The sequence below is a fragment of the Leptothoe sp. PORK10 BA2 genome (assembly GCF_034932105.1).
GTDB lineage: Bacteria > Cyanobacteriota > Cyanobacteriia > Phormidesmidales > Phormidesmidaceae > Leptothoe.
Genome location: NZ_JAYGIG010000132.1, coordinates 26545 through 43764, shown reverse-complemented (window position 1 = coordinate 43764; position 17220 = coordinate 26545). Strand labels below are relative to the sequence as shown.

Sequence of the window (17220 nt, the reverse complement as noted above, 5' to 3'; positions counted from 1 at the left end):
TTACCAGCTTAAAGGCTCAGAAACGCTCGATCTTTGACTTCCTGACCGATGCGTTAAAAGCCTCTCGACATGGTTCTCCTGCACCTTCATTGATCCCTGAAGGAGACTGACCCCCCTGAATCTTTACGTTTTTAGGACCATCAAATGATGCAGTAAAATCCCATGGGAGCCTAGGATATTAGACACCCGAAAACAATCATCGTACGGATTGCAATGCCAGGGATTGGACTACTCAATGAAAAACCACTCCATGCATCCCTCAAGGCATGGTATAGCCAGCCGGGGGATCAATTGGAAGTCGCCCTGGATGGGTTTGTCATTGATATTGTCCGCAATGATCAGTTGCTAGAAATCCAGACGGGTAATTTCTCATCCATTAAACCAAAACTGACAAAACTCCTAGGTTCACATCAGGTGCGGTTGATCTATCCCATTGCCCAGGAGAAATGGATCATTAAGCTAGCTAAGGAAGAGGGGCAGATCAGCCATCGCCGCAAATCACCCAAAAGGGGACGGATGGAGGATGTGTTTCGGGAAATGGTGAGTCTTCCCCTGTTGGCATCCCATCTAAATTTTTCTCTGGAGGTGTTGTTAATTAAGGAAGAGGAGGTGCGGCGACACCATGACAAACGTAGGTGGCGCCGGCGTGGGTGGTGCACTGAAGAGCGACGATTGCTGGAGGTTGTGGACCAGCGATTGTTCGCCACCTCGGCAGATTGGTTAGGGTTTCTGCCCCAGGGGCTGGAGTTATTTACAACCCAAGATTTAGCAGAAGCAGCGACCATGAGGAGAGATTTGGCCCAGAAGATGGTGTACTTTCTCCGGAAAGCAAGTTTAATCGAGCTGATGGGCAAGCGGGGACGAGCCAATCTCTATCGCGTTTCCGGTGCCTAACCAAATTTTAAAATTCATCAGTCACCCTAGGGACGGTTACAAAAATTGTAAAAAATGGGCTTTCAACCTGCTTAGCCCTGGCATTACACCCGTACATATACGTATTGCTGACCAAGGGACGGTTACAAAAATTGTAAAAAATGGGCTTTCAACCTGCTTAGCCCTGTCATTACACCCGTACATACACGTATTGCTGACCAATCGTCCCTTATCCTCTTTGCCAAGAACTATCCATACCATGGCACGAATTAACCTAAAGCGAGCAACTGTGCCGTTAGTCACGGGCCAAGTCGGACTCCTAGAGCTGATCGGAAAAATCTGGCAGATGCGATCGCACAACCCCACCCTGGAGTTTCCGGAGCCCATGCGTCTCCGGGCTAGGCTGATCAAACTCAGACGACGCCCCAAGGCCCCGAACTATCCAATCAGTAATTTTGCAGAAAATTGCTGTAGAAAGCAGATAGCTTAATGTGCGGTGTTGATTTAGAAATTTAGGACGCAAACGATCGTCTGGTGAGCTATGCCCACAGTGCTTCCCCCCTCACCCGTCATCGCCTTGGCCCATCTTTCTATATTGAGAACCGGCACAACCGTTGCCCCCACTGGCATGTAACTGATCTACTCATCCATGGAGATTGTCAGCTGTGTTGAAGCTGAACTATACAGATTGCGGCTTATTTGTCGAAACGATTGCTGCATCCTCAGATGTGGTTGCCATCCAACGAGTCATGTTAGCCATGAGTATTGGTGAACCCTTTCATTTAGAGCCCAGTCGGGCCAGCTTTTTGCTACCTGTGGAGACGCTGGGTATGACTTGTCTCGAGTCCATGCTAAAAACCGACACCACAGACACCATTGACCTAACCCCCGCCGATGAGGAATGCGTTGAAGTCAGCCTCAAGGGTACCTGGATGGCAAATAGCTCCAATGCTGAATCTGGTACCTTTATTTCAGTCCTCGCCCCCGAGCTCGAACGGCTGATTTATCAGCTGTGGCAAGGGAATCAATTCCAAACTGCCTATTAGTAGGGGCTGAAGAGAGGTCTAGCCAACTGCTGAATACATTCAGCAGTTGGCTAGACCCCATAGCTTTGCTCAGCCATCATCTATGGTTGGACTGGCATTTACAATATCCGATAGGCCCCGGTCCCCGCATCAAATGCCAAGCCACGTTCTGCTTTCTCGCCGCTAAAGGCCAGTTTAAAGACTTCCTTAATTCTCTCATTCTGCAATGCGCTATCATCCGAGAAATAATTATGGTGCGCTTGAATATTCGCCGAGTCGGTAAAATCCAAATACGTCGCATTGCGGGCGCTCAAATTCCGTGACCAATGGCCCAACCGAGCCTTTTGTTCATCCCCAGCCAAAGCCTTAGATGCTGCCAAGGCCGCATCATCTTCATTGATGGTAATAAACAACCGATTGCGAAAACGTACCCGATCCACCCAGTCGGCATGGCCTTCATTATTCACATCAGCAGCCAGCATGACAATATTGTCAAACAGCAGTGTCTCTCCCTGATAAATCGAAGATTCCAACAACCGCTTAAAGAGATAATTTCCCATGCTGTGCAGCGCCAGGTTAAACCTTCGTTTACAGGCTTGGTCCGCATATTTTATAAAGTAAGCGGCCAGCTTTTCAAAGCATCGGTCCAACGCCCCAATGGACAAAACCGCATCTCGCTTATCATCTTGATAGCTAGACAGTCCATCAATCGTACCGCCACCATTGGAGGGCCAGGTGAAAAGAATCACCTCCAGGTTATAGAGCTGTTCTATGCGATAGGCACTTTCCAGGGCATTATTGAAGTCTGTATTAAACCCATGGACGAAAAACAGCGCATCGGTATGATTCTGACACATCCGCTTCTGTGCTTTTAGGAATGCAGCTTCGCTGGCCCACATCTGCTCACCGTTGTAGGTGACGCGGTCACTCAAAATATCAACCTGCCAACGATTTCCAATTTTTTTAGCTTCCGCCAGCCTCAGTTCATTGGGACCCATAGGATTAAACGTCGTCCCAAAGCGCTCCTCTGGCGGAGCTGATGGTTGCAGAATTCGATTGGTGACTACATACATTAGATCATCTCCTGAAGATTCATACCGACTCTATGCGGATCTCCACGAGCATCGTCCCATTCTCCGGACAGGTCATTATAGGGGATGTGGCCCAGCCCAGCTTAAACCCGCTGCAAATACTGGTACTCTTCATTTTTCAGGCAATCCAGTAGCTCAATGAGCTTTTTCAGCCGATAAATTAGCTCAGTCTGGGGACTATTTTGATCCAACTGTAAAAGTATTTCCTTGGTATGGATCACCACCGCTTCGGTAAAAAACTCGATAAACGTCTTTCGGGTTAAGGGGGCTAACGGCACTAGGGGCAAGGTGAAGGACTCACCATTAATCGATAGGTCCGTAGCAGTTTCTTCGCCAATCCGGGCAAAGTCAGTGCGCGCTAGCCAGAGTAAAAACGTGTCGGCTACTTCTACTCGGCACATGGGTTGCTTATCGCCGCTAAAAAATTCAATATCTAACATGTTGGATCACGCTACCTGATATGCATGAGTATGGTGCAACTGGGCTAGCGACGCATGGTGGCCCGAGCACACTGGCTCTGATCAATGTCCTATAGTTAGGACATCTTTGGCTATAGTTGACTATTGTTCGTTACTTCTTACAACATTCAGAACGCGGCTCAGGATAGAGCGGCTCAGGATTACGGCTCTGAGGATAATAGAGTCACTCGTTGGCCAAACAACGACATCTCAGATCTTGCCCCCACGTTGGTGATGCAGCTGAAACCCACGCTGGGTTGAAAACTCAGTGCGGCCCCACTATAGGAGCAAGGCTGCTCGTTCGCCGTTGACATTCCCCAAGCGTGGAGTAGGGCAAGTGGGCTATCAGCACTAGTGAGCATAAGGCCATAGGCTAGTAGTACGATAACTACTCAGCTGCTCCCTAGGCCTTATGCTCACTAATATCCTCATCGTTCTGGCGTTAATCATTGCCAATGGCATTTTTGCCATGTCTGAGCTGGCCATCGTCTCAGCTCGCAAGGTTCGTTTGGAACAGTCGGCCATCAGGGGCGATCGCAACGCCCAAGTGGCCCTGAAGTTATCCCAACGTCCCGATAACTTTTTCTCCACTGTGCAGGTGGGCATTACCTTAATCAGCATTTTTAGTGGTGCTTTTGGGGGGCCAGCCCTATCGGGACCGGTGGCCGAATTCTTAAGCCAGGTCCCGCCCATCGCCGCCTATGCCGAGCAGCTCGCCTTTATTCTGGTGGTGGCTACCATCACCTATCTATCCCTGATTTTGGGTGAACTGGTGCCCAAGCAGCTGGCCCTCACCATGCCCGAGGCGATTGCTAAGGTGATTGCTCGGCCCATGACCACGTTGTCAAAACTGGCCGCTCCCATCGTTGCTCTGCTTAGTTTTTCGACGAATTTAGTGGTTCGGCTGCTGAATATTGAGGCCGACCATAGTCCCAGCGTTACCGAAGCTGAAATCCGTGCCTTTATTAAGCAGGGTACGGAGGCAGGCACCCTGGAGGTGGCTGAGCGGGAAATTATGGAGCGGGTGATTCGGCTGGGGGATCGGCCGGTTTCGTCCATTATGACTCCACGACCAGAAATTCTCTGGCTCGATTTGGAGGACACAGCTGAGGAAAATCAGAGCAAAGTCATCGGTAGTCACTATCGCCGTCTCCCTGTCTGTCAGGGCACTTTAGACAATAATCTGGGATTTATCAGTGTGAATTCCCTGCTCGCCGGAGCCCTTCATGATCAGCCCCTGGACTTGACCGTGGGTTTGGAACAACCCTTGGTGATTCCAGAAATTTCGCGATCGCTACCTCTGCTTGAACAGTTCAAACGCTCACGGGTACATACCGCCCTCGTTGTGGATGAATATGGCATCATTCAGGGCCTGGTTACCCTCTGGGATATTCTTGAGGCCCTGGTGGGAGATGCCCCAGCCCTGGATGAACCGATGGATCACCCCCGGCAACGAGAGGATGGCTCTTGGTTGCTGGAGGGTTTGATGAGTATGGAGGATGTTCATCGTTGTCTGGGGCTGGGGGATTTTTCTGATAAAACCGCCAGTTACTACACCCTAGGGGGATTGGTGATTCATCAGTTGGGTCGCATTCCGAATGCGACGGATCGGTTTGTGTGGAATGGTTTTACGGTGGAAGTCATGGACATGGATGGGAATCGGGTGGATAAGGTCCTGGTGACTCCAGAGACAACGGGTTGTTTACCGGATGAAGGGTAGGAAGGCTATTGGTCATTCTCAACCCAGGAATGGGATCGACCCCCTAGACTCTCTAGTCAACTATAGGGTTTAGGCTAGGGGTAGTTTGGCAATAGTTCATTGAGAGTAAGCCTATGACAATCCAGCTAACGGTGCCTAATATGGCCTGTGATGTCTGTGCGAAGAACATCACAAATGCGGTGAAAGCTTTGGACGGGAATGCGACGGTGACGGCTGACCCGAAAACTAAGCAGGTGGATGTTGAAACGGAAGCCGCAGAAACAGCGATTCGAGCTGCCTTGGAGAAGGCGGGGTATCCACCAGCTGCCTAAATTCGGGTAGCTGCGAGAGGTAAGGGGTAACGACCATGACGACAACGACGCTGGCTTTAAAGGGGATGAGCTGCGCGGCCTGTGCCAATGCGGTAGAATCTGCCATTCGGCAGGTGCCGGGGGTGCATCAGGCCCAAGTGAATTTTGCGACTGAGCAGGCCAGGGTGGACTACGACGAGGGGAGCACTAGCCTCCATAGGATCCAAACCGCTGTGGCCGATGCGGGCTATGAAGCATCGGTGGTGGAGGCTTTGGCCCTAGGGGTGACTGATGATGTCCAGGCCGAAGGACAGCGACAGCGGGCTCTCTTGCGGCGGGTGGTGGTGAGCAGTGTTGTTGGCATTGTGCTTGTGGTGGGCATGTTGCCTGCTATGCTCGGCCTGTCCCTGCCCGGTTGGCCTATGGTGCTCCACCATGCCTGGGTCCAGCTGGTGTTGGCAACGCCGGTGCTGGTGTGGTGTGGTCAATCCTTTTTTGTTGGTGCTTGGAAAGCGTTGCGCCATCGGTCTGCCAATATGAATACTCTGGTGGTGCTGGGGACGGGCACCGCCTATGGCTATTCGCTGTTTGTGACGCTGTTTCCCCAGGTTTTGGTGACCCAGGGGTTGGCCCCAGATGTGTATTACGAAGCGGCGGTGGTGATTATTGCCCTGTTGTTGCTGGGGCGCTATTTGGAAAATCGGGCTCGGGGCCATACCTCTGATGCTATCCGTCAGCTGATGGGGCTGCAGCCTACCATGGCCAGGGTGATCCGCCAGGAGAATGGGGTGGAGATAGAGGTGGAGATGGCCCTTGAGGCGGTGGTGGTGGGTGACATTGTGGTGGTTCGCCCTGGGGAGAAGATTCCGGTGGATGGAGAGGTGGTGGCGGGCAGCTCTACGGTGGATGAATCCATGGTGACGGGGGAGCCGATGCCGGTGGAAAAAGGGGCCGGGGATGCGGTGATTGGGGCGACGATTAATAAAACGGGGAGTTTTCGTTTGCGGGCGGCGCGGGTGGGTAAGGATACGGTGCTGGCCCAGATTGTGCAGCTGGTGCAGGCGGCCCAGGGGTCTAAAGCTCCGATTCAAAAGCTGGCGGATCAGGTGACGGGGTTGTTTGTGCCGGTGGTGATTGCGATCGCAATTCTCACTTTTCTCCTGTGGTTTAACCTCACGGGCAATACCACCCTGGCCTTGCTCACCACCGTCGGTGTGTTGATTATTGCTTGTCCCTGCGCCCTAGGGTTGGCCACCCCCACCTCCATTATGGTGGGCACGGGCAAAGGGGCCGAAAATGGGATCTTGATCAAGGATGCCGAGAGTTTAGAACTGGCCCACCGGCTAAAGACCGTAGTGGTGGATAAAACCGGCACCCTCACCCAGGGCAATCCCACGGTGACAAACTACCTGACGGTGAGGAAAACGACCCAGGGGAATGAGATTAAACTGTTGCGGTTAGCAGCAGCTGTTGAGAACAATTCAGAACACCCCCTGGCCGCTGCCATTGTGGCCTATGCTAAGGCCCAAGGAGTGGGCGGCCTACCCCCAGTGGAGGATTTTGGAGCCGTGGTGGGCAGCGGTGTCCAGGGCACTATCCACGGTCAGCGGGTCCACATTGGCACCGCCGCCTGGATGGATGCCCTAGGGTTTGATACTGGACCTTTGCAGTCTTCAGGACAGGCCTGGGCCGCAGCGGCTAAGACCACCGCCTGGATTGCGGTGGATGGCAAGGTGGAGGGTCTCTTGGGAATTGCCGATGAGTTAAAGCCGACATCGGCTAGGGCTGTCTTAGCGTTGCAGCGCATGGGGCTAGAGGTGGTGATGCTGACGGGGGATAACCCCCAAACAGCGGCGGCCATTGCCCAGGCGGTGGGGATTCAGCGGTACTTTGCCCAGGTTCACCCTGGTGAAAAGGCGGCCCTGGTGCAACAGCTGCAGGCTGAGGGTAGATCTAGGGACAAACGGCTGGGGAACGGTGTGGCGATGGTGGGGGATGGGATTAATGATGCTCCGGCATTGGCCCAGGCGGATGTGGGGATTGCGATTGGGACGGGAACGGATGTTGCGATCGCAGCCAGTGATATCACCCTGATCTCAGGGGATCTCATGGGCATTGCTACTGCCATTCAGCTCAGTAAAGCCACTATGGCTAATATCCGTCAAAATCTGTTCTTTGCATTTATTTATAACGTGGTGGGTATTCCCATCGCTGCTGGGATTCTCTATCCTGTCTTTGGCTGGTTGTTGAATCCCATGATTGCGGGGGCTGCCATGGCCTTTAGTTCTGTTTCTGTAGTGACCAATGCCCTCCGGCTGAGAAAGTTTAGACCCCAGGGGATACACCTATGAATATTCGATCTTGGTTATTAATGCTTTTATTTGGCCTAGGTCTGTTGGTGGCCTTTACTCCCATGGTAATGGCGACAGGGGGAGATTTTCAGTCCATCGATCAGTCGTTGGGATTGAGGCTGGGGGTAACCCTGGTGGGTCTGGGGTTAATTGGCTTAGAACTTTGGTGGTTTCTGTTTAATAAAAAATAAGGTACCCTTAAAGAACACCTTCATGCTTTGGGCTAAATATGCCATTCAGGAGAACCCATTACGCTGGGTTTTAGGGAATAGCAAACTGATGAGATGTCTCAGTGCAGCGGCAGCAGTAGGAAACAAAAAGAATATAAAGCTATTAGGCTATTTAGGGGATTGAGGGTTAAGATTTGACCAATAATATGCTGTCTAAAGTTTTGCTTAAGCACTTTTGTAGCATGCTTAAATTTTAGATAGTTACTTGGCGTTTATTTCCCCCTTGGTTACTATGGATCGTGCTGAACTGCTGGAACTGATTGATCGGGCGGCGGAAGAGGGTTGGAAAAAGCTGGATTTGTCGGGCCAGGGGTTGACGGAACTGCCGCCAGAGATTGGGAAGCTGACTCAGCTGAAGGTGCTGAAGTTAAGAAAATGGAATCGTAAGGATGAGACGGATGAGGGTAATTCTTTGTCGAAGCTGCCGGAGGAGATTGGGCAGTTAGAGAATCTGGAGGCTTTGTATTTGTCTGGGAATCGGCTGACGGAGTTGCCAGAGTCGATATCGAGCTTAACGAAATTAAAAGCGATTTTTATTGAAGATAACAATTTCAGGAAGATCCCTGAAGCAGTTTCTCATCTTAGGTATTTAAGGACATTTCGCTTTGACGATAATCGATGTGAAGAGATACCTGAATGGATCTCTCAGCTTGATCAACTGTGGTGGCTTGGCTGTAATAACAATAATTTAAATCACTTACCTGATTGCTTAGGTAATCTAACTAATTTAAGAGGATTATTCCTAAGGAAAAATCCATTAAATCAATTATCAGAATCATTGGCAAAGCTAGTTAATCTGAAAACTCTTGGAATTGGTGGTTTGCAGTTAAGTGAGTTGCCCCAGTGGATTAGTCAATTGCCTTGTTTAAGAGAACTCTACATTGGGGAAAATCCTCTATCAGATTTACCAGAGTGGTTAATAGTACTAGATGACTTGAGGGTTCTAGACATTCAGGGGCTGAAGTTAACGGCAATACCTAAGTGGATAGGACAACTAACTAAGTTGAGAAAGCTTGATGTTAGTAACAATCAACTTACTAATATTCCTGAATCCTTATCCCAGTTAACCCGGCTTCACAGACTTGATCTGGACACTAATCAATTGACTGAGGTACCCGAGTGGTTAGGACAGCTGGTAGAGCTGAAAGAACTCTATCTCAGCTCCAATCAACTCACCACAGTTCCTGACGCCCTAGCTCAGTTGACAAAGTTGGAAATACTCTCCTTATGGGGCAATCAATTGACTGAGGTGCCCGAGTGGTTAGGACAGCTGGTAGAGCTGAAAGAACTACTTCTCAGCTCCAATCAACTCACCACAGTACCTGACGCTCTAGCTCAGTTGACAAAGTTGGAAAAACTCTTCTTATCAGCCAATCAATTGACTGAGGTGCCCGAGTGGTTAGGACAGCTGGTAGAGCTGAAAGAACTTTCTCTTCACACTAATCAATTTATAGAATTGCCCAACTGTATTGGTAAATTAACTAACCTAAAAATTCTTGATCTTGATGGTTTAAGTTTATCTGAGATACCGCAATGCCTTGCAAATTTGTCAGAGCTAGAAGAACTTGATCTACGTAAGAATCGGCTAACAAATTTACCAGAGTGGTTGCCACAGCTTAAAAAGCTTAAAAAGCTTAATCTTTCTAGTAATTTATTGAATAAGCTGCCTGCAACTGCTCAAGCTCTTAAACAGTTAGATGCCCTAAACTTGCAGGGAAACCCACTGCCTATTCCACCGGAAATTCTGGATTCAAAAGCGACTAAGAAACCTGAGGAGATTTTAGATTTTTACTTTTCTGCGCAACAGGATCCGGTTTCTGCCAAGCTTTTTGAAGCTAAAATGTTAGTGGTTGGTGAAGGGGGAGCGGGTAAAACATCCCTAGCCAAAAAAATCCAGGATGAAAAATATGAACTTAAGGAAGCTGAAAAGTCTACGGAAGGGATAGATGTTATTCGTTGGAAATTTGATCAGCCAGATAACGACTCATTTCGTTTAAACATGTGGGACTTTGGCGGACAGGAAATCTACCATGCTACCCATCAGTTTTTCCTGACTAAACGGTCCCTATATGTGTTGGTGGCTGATACCCGCAAAGTAGATACTGACTTTTACTACTGGCTCAAGGTGATTGAGCTGCTCAGTGACAATAGCCCCGTGATTATTGTCAAAAATGAGAGGCAAGATCGCCAGTGCGAGATTAATGAACGTCAGATGAGGGGACAGTTTACCAACTTACAGAAAATCTTATCGACTAATCTATCTGATAATCGCGGACTGTCTGACATTAAAGAAGCGATTAAAAAACAGGTAATTGATTTACCCCATGTGGGCACAGTTCTGCCAGGTATTTGGGTCAAAGTACGGTCTGCCCTTGAAAATTACAGTAAAAATGCAAATCGCAATCACATTACGGTGGAAGAATACTGTGAGCTGTGTAAAATTCAAGGGTTTACCGACAGACAACAAATGCTTAACCTGAGTGGATACCTCCATGATCTGGGGGTATGCTTACATTTTCAAGATGATAAACTCCTCAAAAAGACGGTTATCTTAAATCCAGAATGGGGTACCACTGCAGCCTACAAAGTATTTGATAATAAACAAGTCCAAGCAAACCAGGGGCAATTTACCGATGCAGATCTAATGGAGATCTGGAGTGAGGAGAAATATATAGATATGCGGGATGAACTGCTACAGCTGATGATGAAGTTCAAGCTGTGCTATGAAATTCCCAACGCAAAAGGCACCTATATTGCCCCTTCCCTGCTATCAATTAGCCAGCCCAAATACGATTGGGACGAAAATGAAAATATCATCCTCCGGTTTAAGTATGAGTTTATGCCTAAAGGCATTCTCACCCGCTTTATTGTGGAAATGCATAAAAAAATCGAAGATTCTTTGGTATGGAAAAACGGGGTGATTATTACTGACGCTATGGCCAGAGCAGAGATTATTGAATATTATCATCAGGGTGAAATCCGATTGCGTGTTTCTGGCAAAAGTAAAAAGGCTTTATTTACCGTTGTTGTCCATGAACTTGAGAAAATCCATGATTCTTACGAACGACTGGGTTATAAAGCATTTATTCCATGTAACTGCACAAATTGCCATGGTAGTCAGCATCCCTATGATTATGCTTTTAAAACATTGATCCAGTTTTTGAATGATGGTCAAACGACGATTCAATGTCAAAAAAGTTACCAGATGGTAAACGTCCGTCGACTGATTGATGATGTGACCAATCCCCCACCTCAACAATCTGTTGGCTACGAGACCAGTCGAATCAGACCAGGACGACAGGAACGCCCGGAACGGAGAGACTATAATAATGATGAGGGACTATTCCAGGACCCATTCAACGACATGTTAGCGACACAGCCCATGATGGGTAAAGTGCCTATGCCTATGATTGATGCAGTCCATGCGCCAGCTCAAGCGATTAATTTATTTTTCCCATTTAATATTTCACAGGAGGCTTCCATGGGTAATACTTATAACCAGTACGGTACAGGCGATAACATCATTGGTGACAATGTCCACGGTGATAAAATTGGTACCCAGATCATCAACAATCAAGATCTTGCCCAGGCAGCCCAAGACATCAAAGCCTTACTCGACGAACTATCGGAAGAGTACAATCCTAACTCTTCTAAAGGGCAGAGTAAAATCAAAGATGAGGCTTTGGCCCAAATTCAGCAGGATACTACCCTAAAGTCACGAGCTGTAAAAGCCCTCAAAGCATCTAGTGTTGAAGCCTTTAACCAGGCCATAGACCATCCCGTTGCCAAAATTGTGATTGAAGGCATCAAAGCATTTACAGAAGATTGACATAACTCATACAGAGCCCTCTTCCCAAAACTTACCCAATTACCCAATAACTCTCCCCTCCTAGGAGGGGCTCCGGGGTGGGTCTCCAACCCAACCCTCCTAGAAGGATCTCCGGGGTGGGTCCCCTACACAGAGCTCTCCTTCCAAAACTTGCACGATTCATCAATAACTCTCCCCTCCTAGGAGGGGCTCCGGGGTGGGTCTCCAGCCCCCCCTCCTAAGAGGAACTCCAGGATGGGTCCCCTACGAAGATGTGGGATAAAGCTCTTTTATATGTTCCTTGCATAACCACAACACATCACCCTCAGGCGTTGTTGTCCTAGTCAAGCCACCCCAAACTTTCTCGGGGTCTTCTTTTTCTAGAAACTGATGGAGGGTTCGCAAAGCGGCCCCACTAATTTTATTGGGGCCTTCACCTCGTTCATCGACTATAGATCAACCAGCTGAGCTTCTAACAGATTTCCCAACCCTTGCTGCCGTACGCAGGATCTGCCCCGCCAACACCGCCGCCCCAAACCCATTGTCAATATTCATCACCCCAATTCCCGCCGCGCAAGAGTTCAACATGGTCAACAAGGCCGACACCCCGCCAAAACTAGCCCCATAGCCCACACTGGTCGGCACCGCAATCACCGGACAGTCCGCCAACCCCGCCACAACACTCGGTAACGCCCCCTCCATTCCCGCCACAACAATCAACACATCGGCACTGTCAATTACCGCCCGATTGTTCAACAACCGATGGATGCCCGCCACTCCTACGTCCCATAGCCGCTCCACCTGAAAGCCCGACAGCTCTAACGTCACCGCCGCTTCTGCTGCCACCGGCAGATCCGCCGTCCCCGCTGTAAGAATGGCAATGGTGCCCGGATAGTCTGTTGCCACAACATCTGGCTGCAACGCACAAATGCGAGCCATCTCGTAATATCGTAAATTTGGCAACAACTCTTGCAACTGCCCGTAAACCTCAGGGGCTATGCGCGTTGCCATCACCACCGGATGCTCCGGCTCCATCGCCTGAAAGATTTTTACCAGCTGCTCCACCGTCTTATCCTGTCCCCAGATCACCTCCGGAAATCCCGTCCGCAGCTGGCGATGATGATCAATCTTGGCAAAATCATCAACCGACTGATACTCCAAATGCTTGAGCTTATCAAAGGCAGTATCTGGGCTTAGTTGCCCTTGGGCAACGGCAGTTAACAAATCACGGAGGGCTGCGGGCTGGGTCACGGGGATCAATGAAAGGTGAAATAACCCATATAGGCTAGCGTTTTTCCATGACATGCAGCAGTCCAGTTGGCTGAGCGGAGTTTTCCGGGTGGGCACGGCCTACCTTTAGACATGTTAATGTGACCCTTGAAATGCCTTGGGAACCCATAAACCGATGGCGGTAGATGTCCTAATTTTGACCAATGGCCCCGGCGAAGTTTCCACCTGGGTTAAGCCTGTGGTGCAGCAGCTGCGCCAGCAGGAGCCGGACCATGAAAAAATGCGGCTGTCGGTGATGTTGTCCCCCTGCCCCCATGCCTCAGGCGGCGAAACCGATTCCCTCAGGTCCTATGGGGAAGTGGACCGGGTCCAGGGTCCAGGGGATTTTTTTCAGTTCATCCTGTCGGGGAAAACGGCTGAGGATTGGACCTGGCACCGCCAAGGAGTAGTGGTCTTCCTGGGTGGCGATCAGCTCTATGCGGTGTGGGCGGCCAAACGCCTGGGCTACCGAACGGTGGTTTATGCGGAATGGCAGCCCCGCTGGCTCAACTGGGTAGACCGCTTTGGCATGATGCAGGCAGGCACGAACGTTCCTGCCAAGTATCAACCCAAGCTGACGGTGGTGGGGGATCTGATGGCGGATGTGGAGTCTGTAGAAATTACAGAGCTGCCCTTTGCCCCAGGGACCCAGGTCATTGGTCTAATGCCAGGGTCCAAGCCGGATAAACTGCGGCCTGGGGTGCCGTTATCCTTGGCGATTGCTCAACAACTGCACCAAATCCATCCCACCCTCGAATTCATCATCCCCGTTGCTCCTACCGTCACCCCAAATATTTTGGCCCAGTATGCCGACCCTGCCCAAAACTCCACTGTTGAGGTGATGGAAGGCCCCCATGCCCAGCTGGTGACCCCAGATGACGGTCTCCCCTATTTCCAAATTAAAGACGGTCCCAATGTCAGGCTGTGGACCGACTTCCCCGCCCATACCTTGCTCAAACGTTGTACCCTCTGCGTCACTACCGTCGGAGCCAATACCGCCCAGCTGGGGTCCCTAGCGGTTCCCATGGTGGTGCTGCTCCCCACCCAGCAGCTGGATGTCATGCGCACCTGGGACGGTTTTTGGGGATTGCTCTGTCAATTGCCCGTCGTCGGTACCGGGCTGACAAAATTGATTAACACTGTGGCCTTTGCCTACATCCAACGGACCAACCGCCGGTTTGCCTGGCCGAATATATGGGCCAAGGAAGAGGTGGTGCCGGAACTGCTGGGGCGGATTACGGCTGGGGATGTGTGCGATCGCATCTCCACCTACCTCAATCACCCAGACCAACTGGAAGCCATGGCCCAAAACCTCCGTAATCTGCGCGGTCCCTCTGGAGCCGCCCGCCGGTTTACTCAATTAATTCTTGAAACGTTAAACTACCCGTAAACGATGGATTGGTCGGCGCCGCCCGCCTGCCCATTGCCGGATTGGCGGGCACCGCCCTCCCTTCTGCCCCCTCCCTCTGCCCTTGCCGCTTTCCGTTTACCCCATGGCTCTCCCATATCCCTCCACCCGCCGTTGCGACCAAACCGACACCTACCACGGCACCACCGTTCCCGACCCCTACCGCTGGCTCGAAGACCCCAATTCCGATGAAACGAAGGCTTGGGTCGCAGCGCAAAACGAAGTCACCTTTGGCTACCTGGGCGAACTCCCCACCGTTGAACCCCTGCGGCAACGGCTGACGGAACTCTGGAACTATGAACGCTATAGCGTGCCGTTTAAGCAGGGGGGCCGCTACTTTTACTTCAAGAACGACGGATTGCAAAACCAGGCGGTGCTCTACACCCAGGCCTTCCTAGAAGCAGAGTCGGTGGTCCTGCTGGACCCCAATACCCTGTCCGCCGATGGCACCGTTGCCCTGGGCAGTACCGCCATCAGCGAAGATGGACGCTACTTGGCCTACAGCCTTTCCAGCTCCGGCTCGGACTGGCTAGAATGGCGGGTGCGGGACATTGAAACGGGCCAGGATACCGCCGATCATCTGAAGTGGAGTAAGTTTTCGGGGGCAGCCTGGAGCCACGACAACCAGGGCTTTTTCTATAGCCGCTACGACGAACCTGCCGCCGACTCTCAGTTTGAAGAGGTTAACTACTACCAAAAACTCTTTTACCACCGCCTAGGGACGCCCCAGGCCGAGGATCGGCTGGTGTATGAACGCCCGGATGAGAAGGAATGGGGTTTCCAAGGACAGGTGACCAGCGATGGCCGTTACCTGATCATTTCTGTGTGGCGAGGCACCGAACGCAAGAACCTGATTTTTTATCAAGATCTGCAAGCCGACCAGGGTGAGGTGATCGAGCTAATTAGCAACTTTGAAGCCTCCTACAGCCTGATCGATAGCGCCGGCACCACCTTCTGGTTCCGAACAGATTTAGACGCGTCCCGAGGTCGGGTGATTGCCCTAGATTTAACCCAGGGCAACAAACCCCAGGAGATTATTCCCGAGGCAGCAGAAACCCTTGATTCCGTCAGCCTGCTGAACCATCAGTTTGTGGTCAATTATCTCAAGGATGCCTACACCACCATCCAAATATTTGATCTTCAAGGGCAGCCCCTGCGCACCCTGGAACTGCCAGGCATTGGCTCAGCCGGTGGGTTCGATGGCAAAAAAGAAGATACGGAGACATTCTATCAGTTCTCCAGTTTTACGGTCCCCAGTCGGATCTACCGCTATAACCTAGTCACCGGAGCACAAAGCCTGTTTCGGGAGGCCCAGGTTGCCTTTGATCCCAGTCAATACGAAACCCAGCAGGTGTTCTACCCCAGCAAGGATGGCACCTCCATTCCCCTGTTTATTACCCATAAAAAGGGCATTACCCTCAACGGAAAAACACCCACCCTGCTCTATGGCTATGGTGGGTTTAATATCTCCCTGAGTCCCAGTTTCTCGGTGGGTAACCTGGTATGGATGGAACTGGGGGGGATCTATGCGGTGGCCAACCTGCGGGGCGGCGGAGAATATGGCGAAACCTGGCACCAGGCCGGAACTAAGCTGAATAAGCAAAATGTTTTTGACGACTTTATTGCGGCGGCAGAATGGTTAGTGGACAACAACTATACCCAGCCTGAACACCTGGGGATTATGGGGGGGAGTAACGGTGGGCTACTGGTGGGGGCCTGCATGATTCAACGCCCCGACCTATTTGCGGCAGCCCTACCGGCAGTGGGGGTAATGGATATGCTCAGGTTTAACCAGTTCACCATTGGCTGGGCTTGGGAAAGTGACTATGGTTCTCCTCAAAACCCCGAAGAGTTTGAGGCCCTGTATGCCTATTCTCCCCTGCATAATTTGACCCCTGGCAGTTATCCTGCCACCCTGATTACAACGGCCGACCACGATGATCGGGTGGTGCCAGCCCATAGTTTTAAATTTGCAGCGGCGTTACAGGCAGCCCATCAAGGAGACAATCCGGTGTTGATTCGCATTGATACTAAGGCCGGCCATGGGGCGGGCAAACCGACGGCTAAGCTAATTGAGGAGGTGGCTGACAAGTGGGCCTTTTTAGCCAAAACCCTGGATAGAGAAGGAAAAGTTTTAAAGGTGTGAGACTCTTCTGTTTATATAGCAAACCGCTGAATGCATTGCTAAAACGTTGTATCCGTTAAAAGTGCGAACGGAACCGCCTTAAACCAAAAAGCTGCGACCAAGGTTGTTTGGTTGCAGCTTTTCTATTCAGTCAACAATTTTCAAAAACCAATCAACTCCCAGAACGCGCTTCTAAGCGGCTGTCGTTGTCTGAGCAGTTTCTAAATCATCATCCATCTGGTTTGTCAGCTTAGAGTTTGCCTCAGTAGCGGATGGCAACTCTTCAGGTATTTCCAATCGACAACTGCCACAGCGTAAATAAGCTCCAGATTTATTGGCATGGCGCAACAATTTGACACCGCAGCATGGGCACAATTCCATCAGCATAAAAAATCCTCTTAAACAACAATTGACGTTACTGATTCAGGGAATGGGGTATCAATTTAGGCCGAGAAATCCTGGATAGGTGGGGAATCAGGGGCCAGAAGCCAGAAGCCATTGAGGCCCTGATTCCTGACTCCTGACTCCTGAATACTATCCTTGCGAAAACGTCCCGCCTTGAGTTGGTACCC

Annotated in this window: 14 protein-coding genes; 10 read left to right on the top strand and 4 right to left on the bottom strand. The window is 50.6% G+C overall.

Annotated elements, in window-relative coordinates; all coding sequences use genetic code 11:
• Positions 1-213: 213 nt before the first annotated feature.
• The 3 genes from VB741_RS21395 to VB741_RS21385 all read left to right on the top strand — a co-directional run bounded on the left by VB741_RS21395 (position 214) and on the right by VB741_RS21385 (position 1919).
• On the top strand, positions 214-894 hold the full coding sequence (locus VB741_RS21395) for a hypothetical protein (protein WP_323367241.1): 681 nt from the start codon (positions 214-216) through the stop codon (positions 892-894).
• 238 nt (positions 895-1132) lie between these two features.
• Positions 1133-1363, top strand: coding sequence for a hypothetical protein (locus VB741_RS21390; protein WP_323367240.1), 231 nt, complete (start codon positions 1133-1135; stop codon positions 1361-1363).
• Between the two features lie 175 nt (positions 1364-1538).
• Positions 1539-1919, top strand: a complete 381-nt coding sequence (locus VB741_RS21385) for an alr0857 family protein (protein WP_323367239.1) — start codon at positions 1539-1541, stop codon at positions 1917-1919.
• Positions 1920-2017: 98 nt separating this feature from the next.
• Here VB741_RS21385 and VB741_RS21380 read toward each other — a convergent pair whose 3' ends face one another.
• Together VB741_RS21380 and VB741_RS21375 are read right to left on the bottom strand one after the other, a co-directional pair.
• Positions 2018-2971, bottom strand: coding sequence for an alpha/beta hydrolase (locus VB741_RS21380; protein WP_323367238.1), 954 nt, complete (start codon positions 2969-2971; stop codon positions 2018-2020).
• 101 nt (positions 2972-3072) lie between these two features.
• Complete coding sequence (locus VB741_RS21375) at positions 3073-3429, bottom strand: hypothetical protein (protein WP_323367237.1); 357 nt, start codon at positions 3427-3429, stop codon at positions 3073-3075.
• Between the two features lie 430 nt (positions 3430-3859).
• Here VB741_RS21375 and VB741_RS21370 point away from each other — a divergent pair, with 430 nt between their 5' ends.
• From VB741_RS21370 to VB741_RS21350, 5 genes are all read left to right on the top strand, one after another.
• Positions 3860-5167 (top strand): hemolysin family protein, encoded by a 1308-nt coding sequence (locus tag VB741_RS21370; protein WP_323367236.1) that lies wholly within the window; start codon positions 3860-3862, stop codon positions 5165-5167.
• Positions 5168-5280: 113 nt separating this feature from the next.
• Positions 5281-5478, top strand: coding sequence for a heavy-metal-associated domain-containing protein (locus tag VB741_RS21365; protein ID WP_323367235.1), 198 nt, complete (start codon positions 5281-5283; stop codon positions 5476-5478).
• 35 nt (positions 5479-5513) lie between these two features.
• Positions 5514-7808: a heavy metal translocating P-type ATPase gene (locus VB741_RS21360; RefSeq protein WP_323367234.1), complete on the top strand. Its 2295-nt coding sequence runs from the start codon at positions 5514-5516 to the stop codon at positions 7806-7808.
• On the top strand, positions 7805-7999 hold the full coding sequence (locus VB741_RS21355; RefSeq protein ID WP_323367233.1) for a hypothetical protein: 195 nt from the start codon (positions 7805-7807) through the stop codon (positions 7997-7999). The genes VB741_RS21360 and VB741_RS21355 overlap by 4 nt, the downstream gene beginning before the upstream one ends.
• Positions 8000-8270: 271 nt before the next feature.
• Positions 8271-11867, top strand: a complete 3597-nt coding sequence (locus VB741_RS21350) for a leucine-rich repeat protein (RefSeq protein ID WP_323367232.1) — start codon at positions 8271-8273, stop codon at positions 11865-11867.
• A 435-nt stretch (positions 11868-12302) separates the two neighbouring features.
• Here the strand turns inward: VB741_RS21350 and larB are convergent, their stop codons facing one another.
• Positions 12303-13097, bottom strand: coding sequence for a nickel pincer cofactor biosynthesis protein LarB (gene larB, locus VB741_RS21345; protein ID WP_323367231.1), 795 nt, complete (start codon positions 13095-13097; stop codon positions 12303-12305).
• Between the two features lie 154 nt (positions 13098-13251).
• Here larB and VB741_RS21340 point away from each other — a divergent pair, with 154 nt between their 5' ends.
• The gene (locus VB741_RS21340) at positions 13252-14505 is read left to right on the top strand and encodes a lipid-A-disaccharide synthase (protein ID WP_323367230.1); all 1254 of its coding nucleotides are present in this window, start codon (positions 13252-13254) and stop codon (positions 14503-14505) included.
• A gap of 103 nt (positions 14506-14608) precedes the next feature.
• Positions 14609-16669, top strand: coding sequence for a prolyl oligopeptidase family serine peptidase (locus VB741_RS21335; RefSeq protein WP_323367229.1), 2061 nt, complete (start codon positions 14609-14611; stop codon positions 16667-16669).
• 171 nt (positions 16670-16840) lie between these two features.
• Here the strand turns inward: VB741_RS21335 and VB741_RS21330 are convergent, their stop codons facing one another.
• A complete protein-coding gene (locus VB741_RS21330) occupies positions 16841-17035 on the bottom strand; it encodes a hypothetical protein (protein WP_323367228.1) in 195 nt (64 codons plus the stop codon).
• Positions 17036-17220 lie beyond the last annotated feature (185 nt).

What these genes read in the sequence shown, in the direction of transcription:
- VB741_RS21350 (WP_323367232.1), top strand. Translation starts at nt 8,271, where the DNA reads ATGGATCGTGCTGAACTGCTGGAACTGATTGATCGGGCGGCGGAAGAG.
- VB741_RS21340 (WP_323367230.1), top strand. Translation starts at nt 13,252, where the DNA reads ATGGCGGTAGATGTCCTAATTTTGACCAATGGCCCCGGCGAAGTTTCC.
- VB741_RS21390 (WP_323367240.1), top strand. Translation starts at nt 1,133, where the DNA reads ATGGCACGAATTAACCTAAAGCGAGCAACTGTGCCGTTAGTCACGGGC.
- VB741_RS21365 (WP_323367235.1), top strand. Translation starts at nt 5,281, where the DNA reads ATGACAATCCAGCTAACGGTGCCTAATATGGCCTGTGATGTCTGTGCG.
- VB741_RS21355 (WP_323367233.1), top strand. Translation starts at nt 7,805, where the DNA reads ATGAATATTCGATCTTGGTTATTAATGCTTTTATTTGGCCTAGGTCTG.
- VB741_RS21335 (WP_323367229.1), top strand. Translation starts at nt 14,609, where the DNA reads ATGGCTCTCCCATATCCCTCCACCCGCCGTTGCGACCAAACCGACACC.
- VB741_RS21380 (WP_323367238.1), bottom strand. Translation starts at nt 2,971, where the DNA reads ATGTATGTAGTCACCAATCGAATTCTGCAACCATCAGCTCCGCCAGAG.
- VB741_RS21370 (WP_323367236.1), top strand. Translation starts at nt 3,860, where the DNA reads ATGCTCACTAATATCCTCATCGTTCTGGCGTTAATCATTGCCAATGGC.
- VB741_RS21375 (WP_323367237.1), bottom strand. Translation starts at nt 3,429, where the DNA reads ATGTTAGATATTGAATTTTTTAGCGGCGATAAGCAACCCATGTGCCGA.
- VB741_RS21360 (WP_323367234.1), top strand. Translation starts at nt 5,514, where the DNA reads ATGACGACAACGACGCTGGCTTTAAAGGGGATGAGCTGCGCGGCCTGT.
- VB741_RS21330 (WP_323367228.1), bottom strand. Translation starts at nt 17,035, where the DNA reads ATGCTGATGGAATTGTGCCCATGCTGCGGTGTCAAATTGTTGCGCCAT.
- VB741_RS21395 (WP_323367241.1), top strand. Translation starts at nt 214, where the DNA reads ATGCCAGGGATTGGACTACTCAATGAAAAACCACTCCATGCATCCCTC.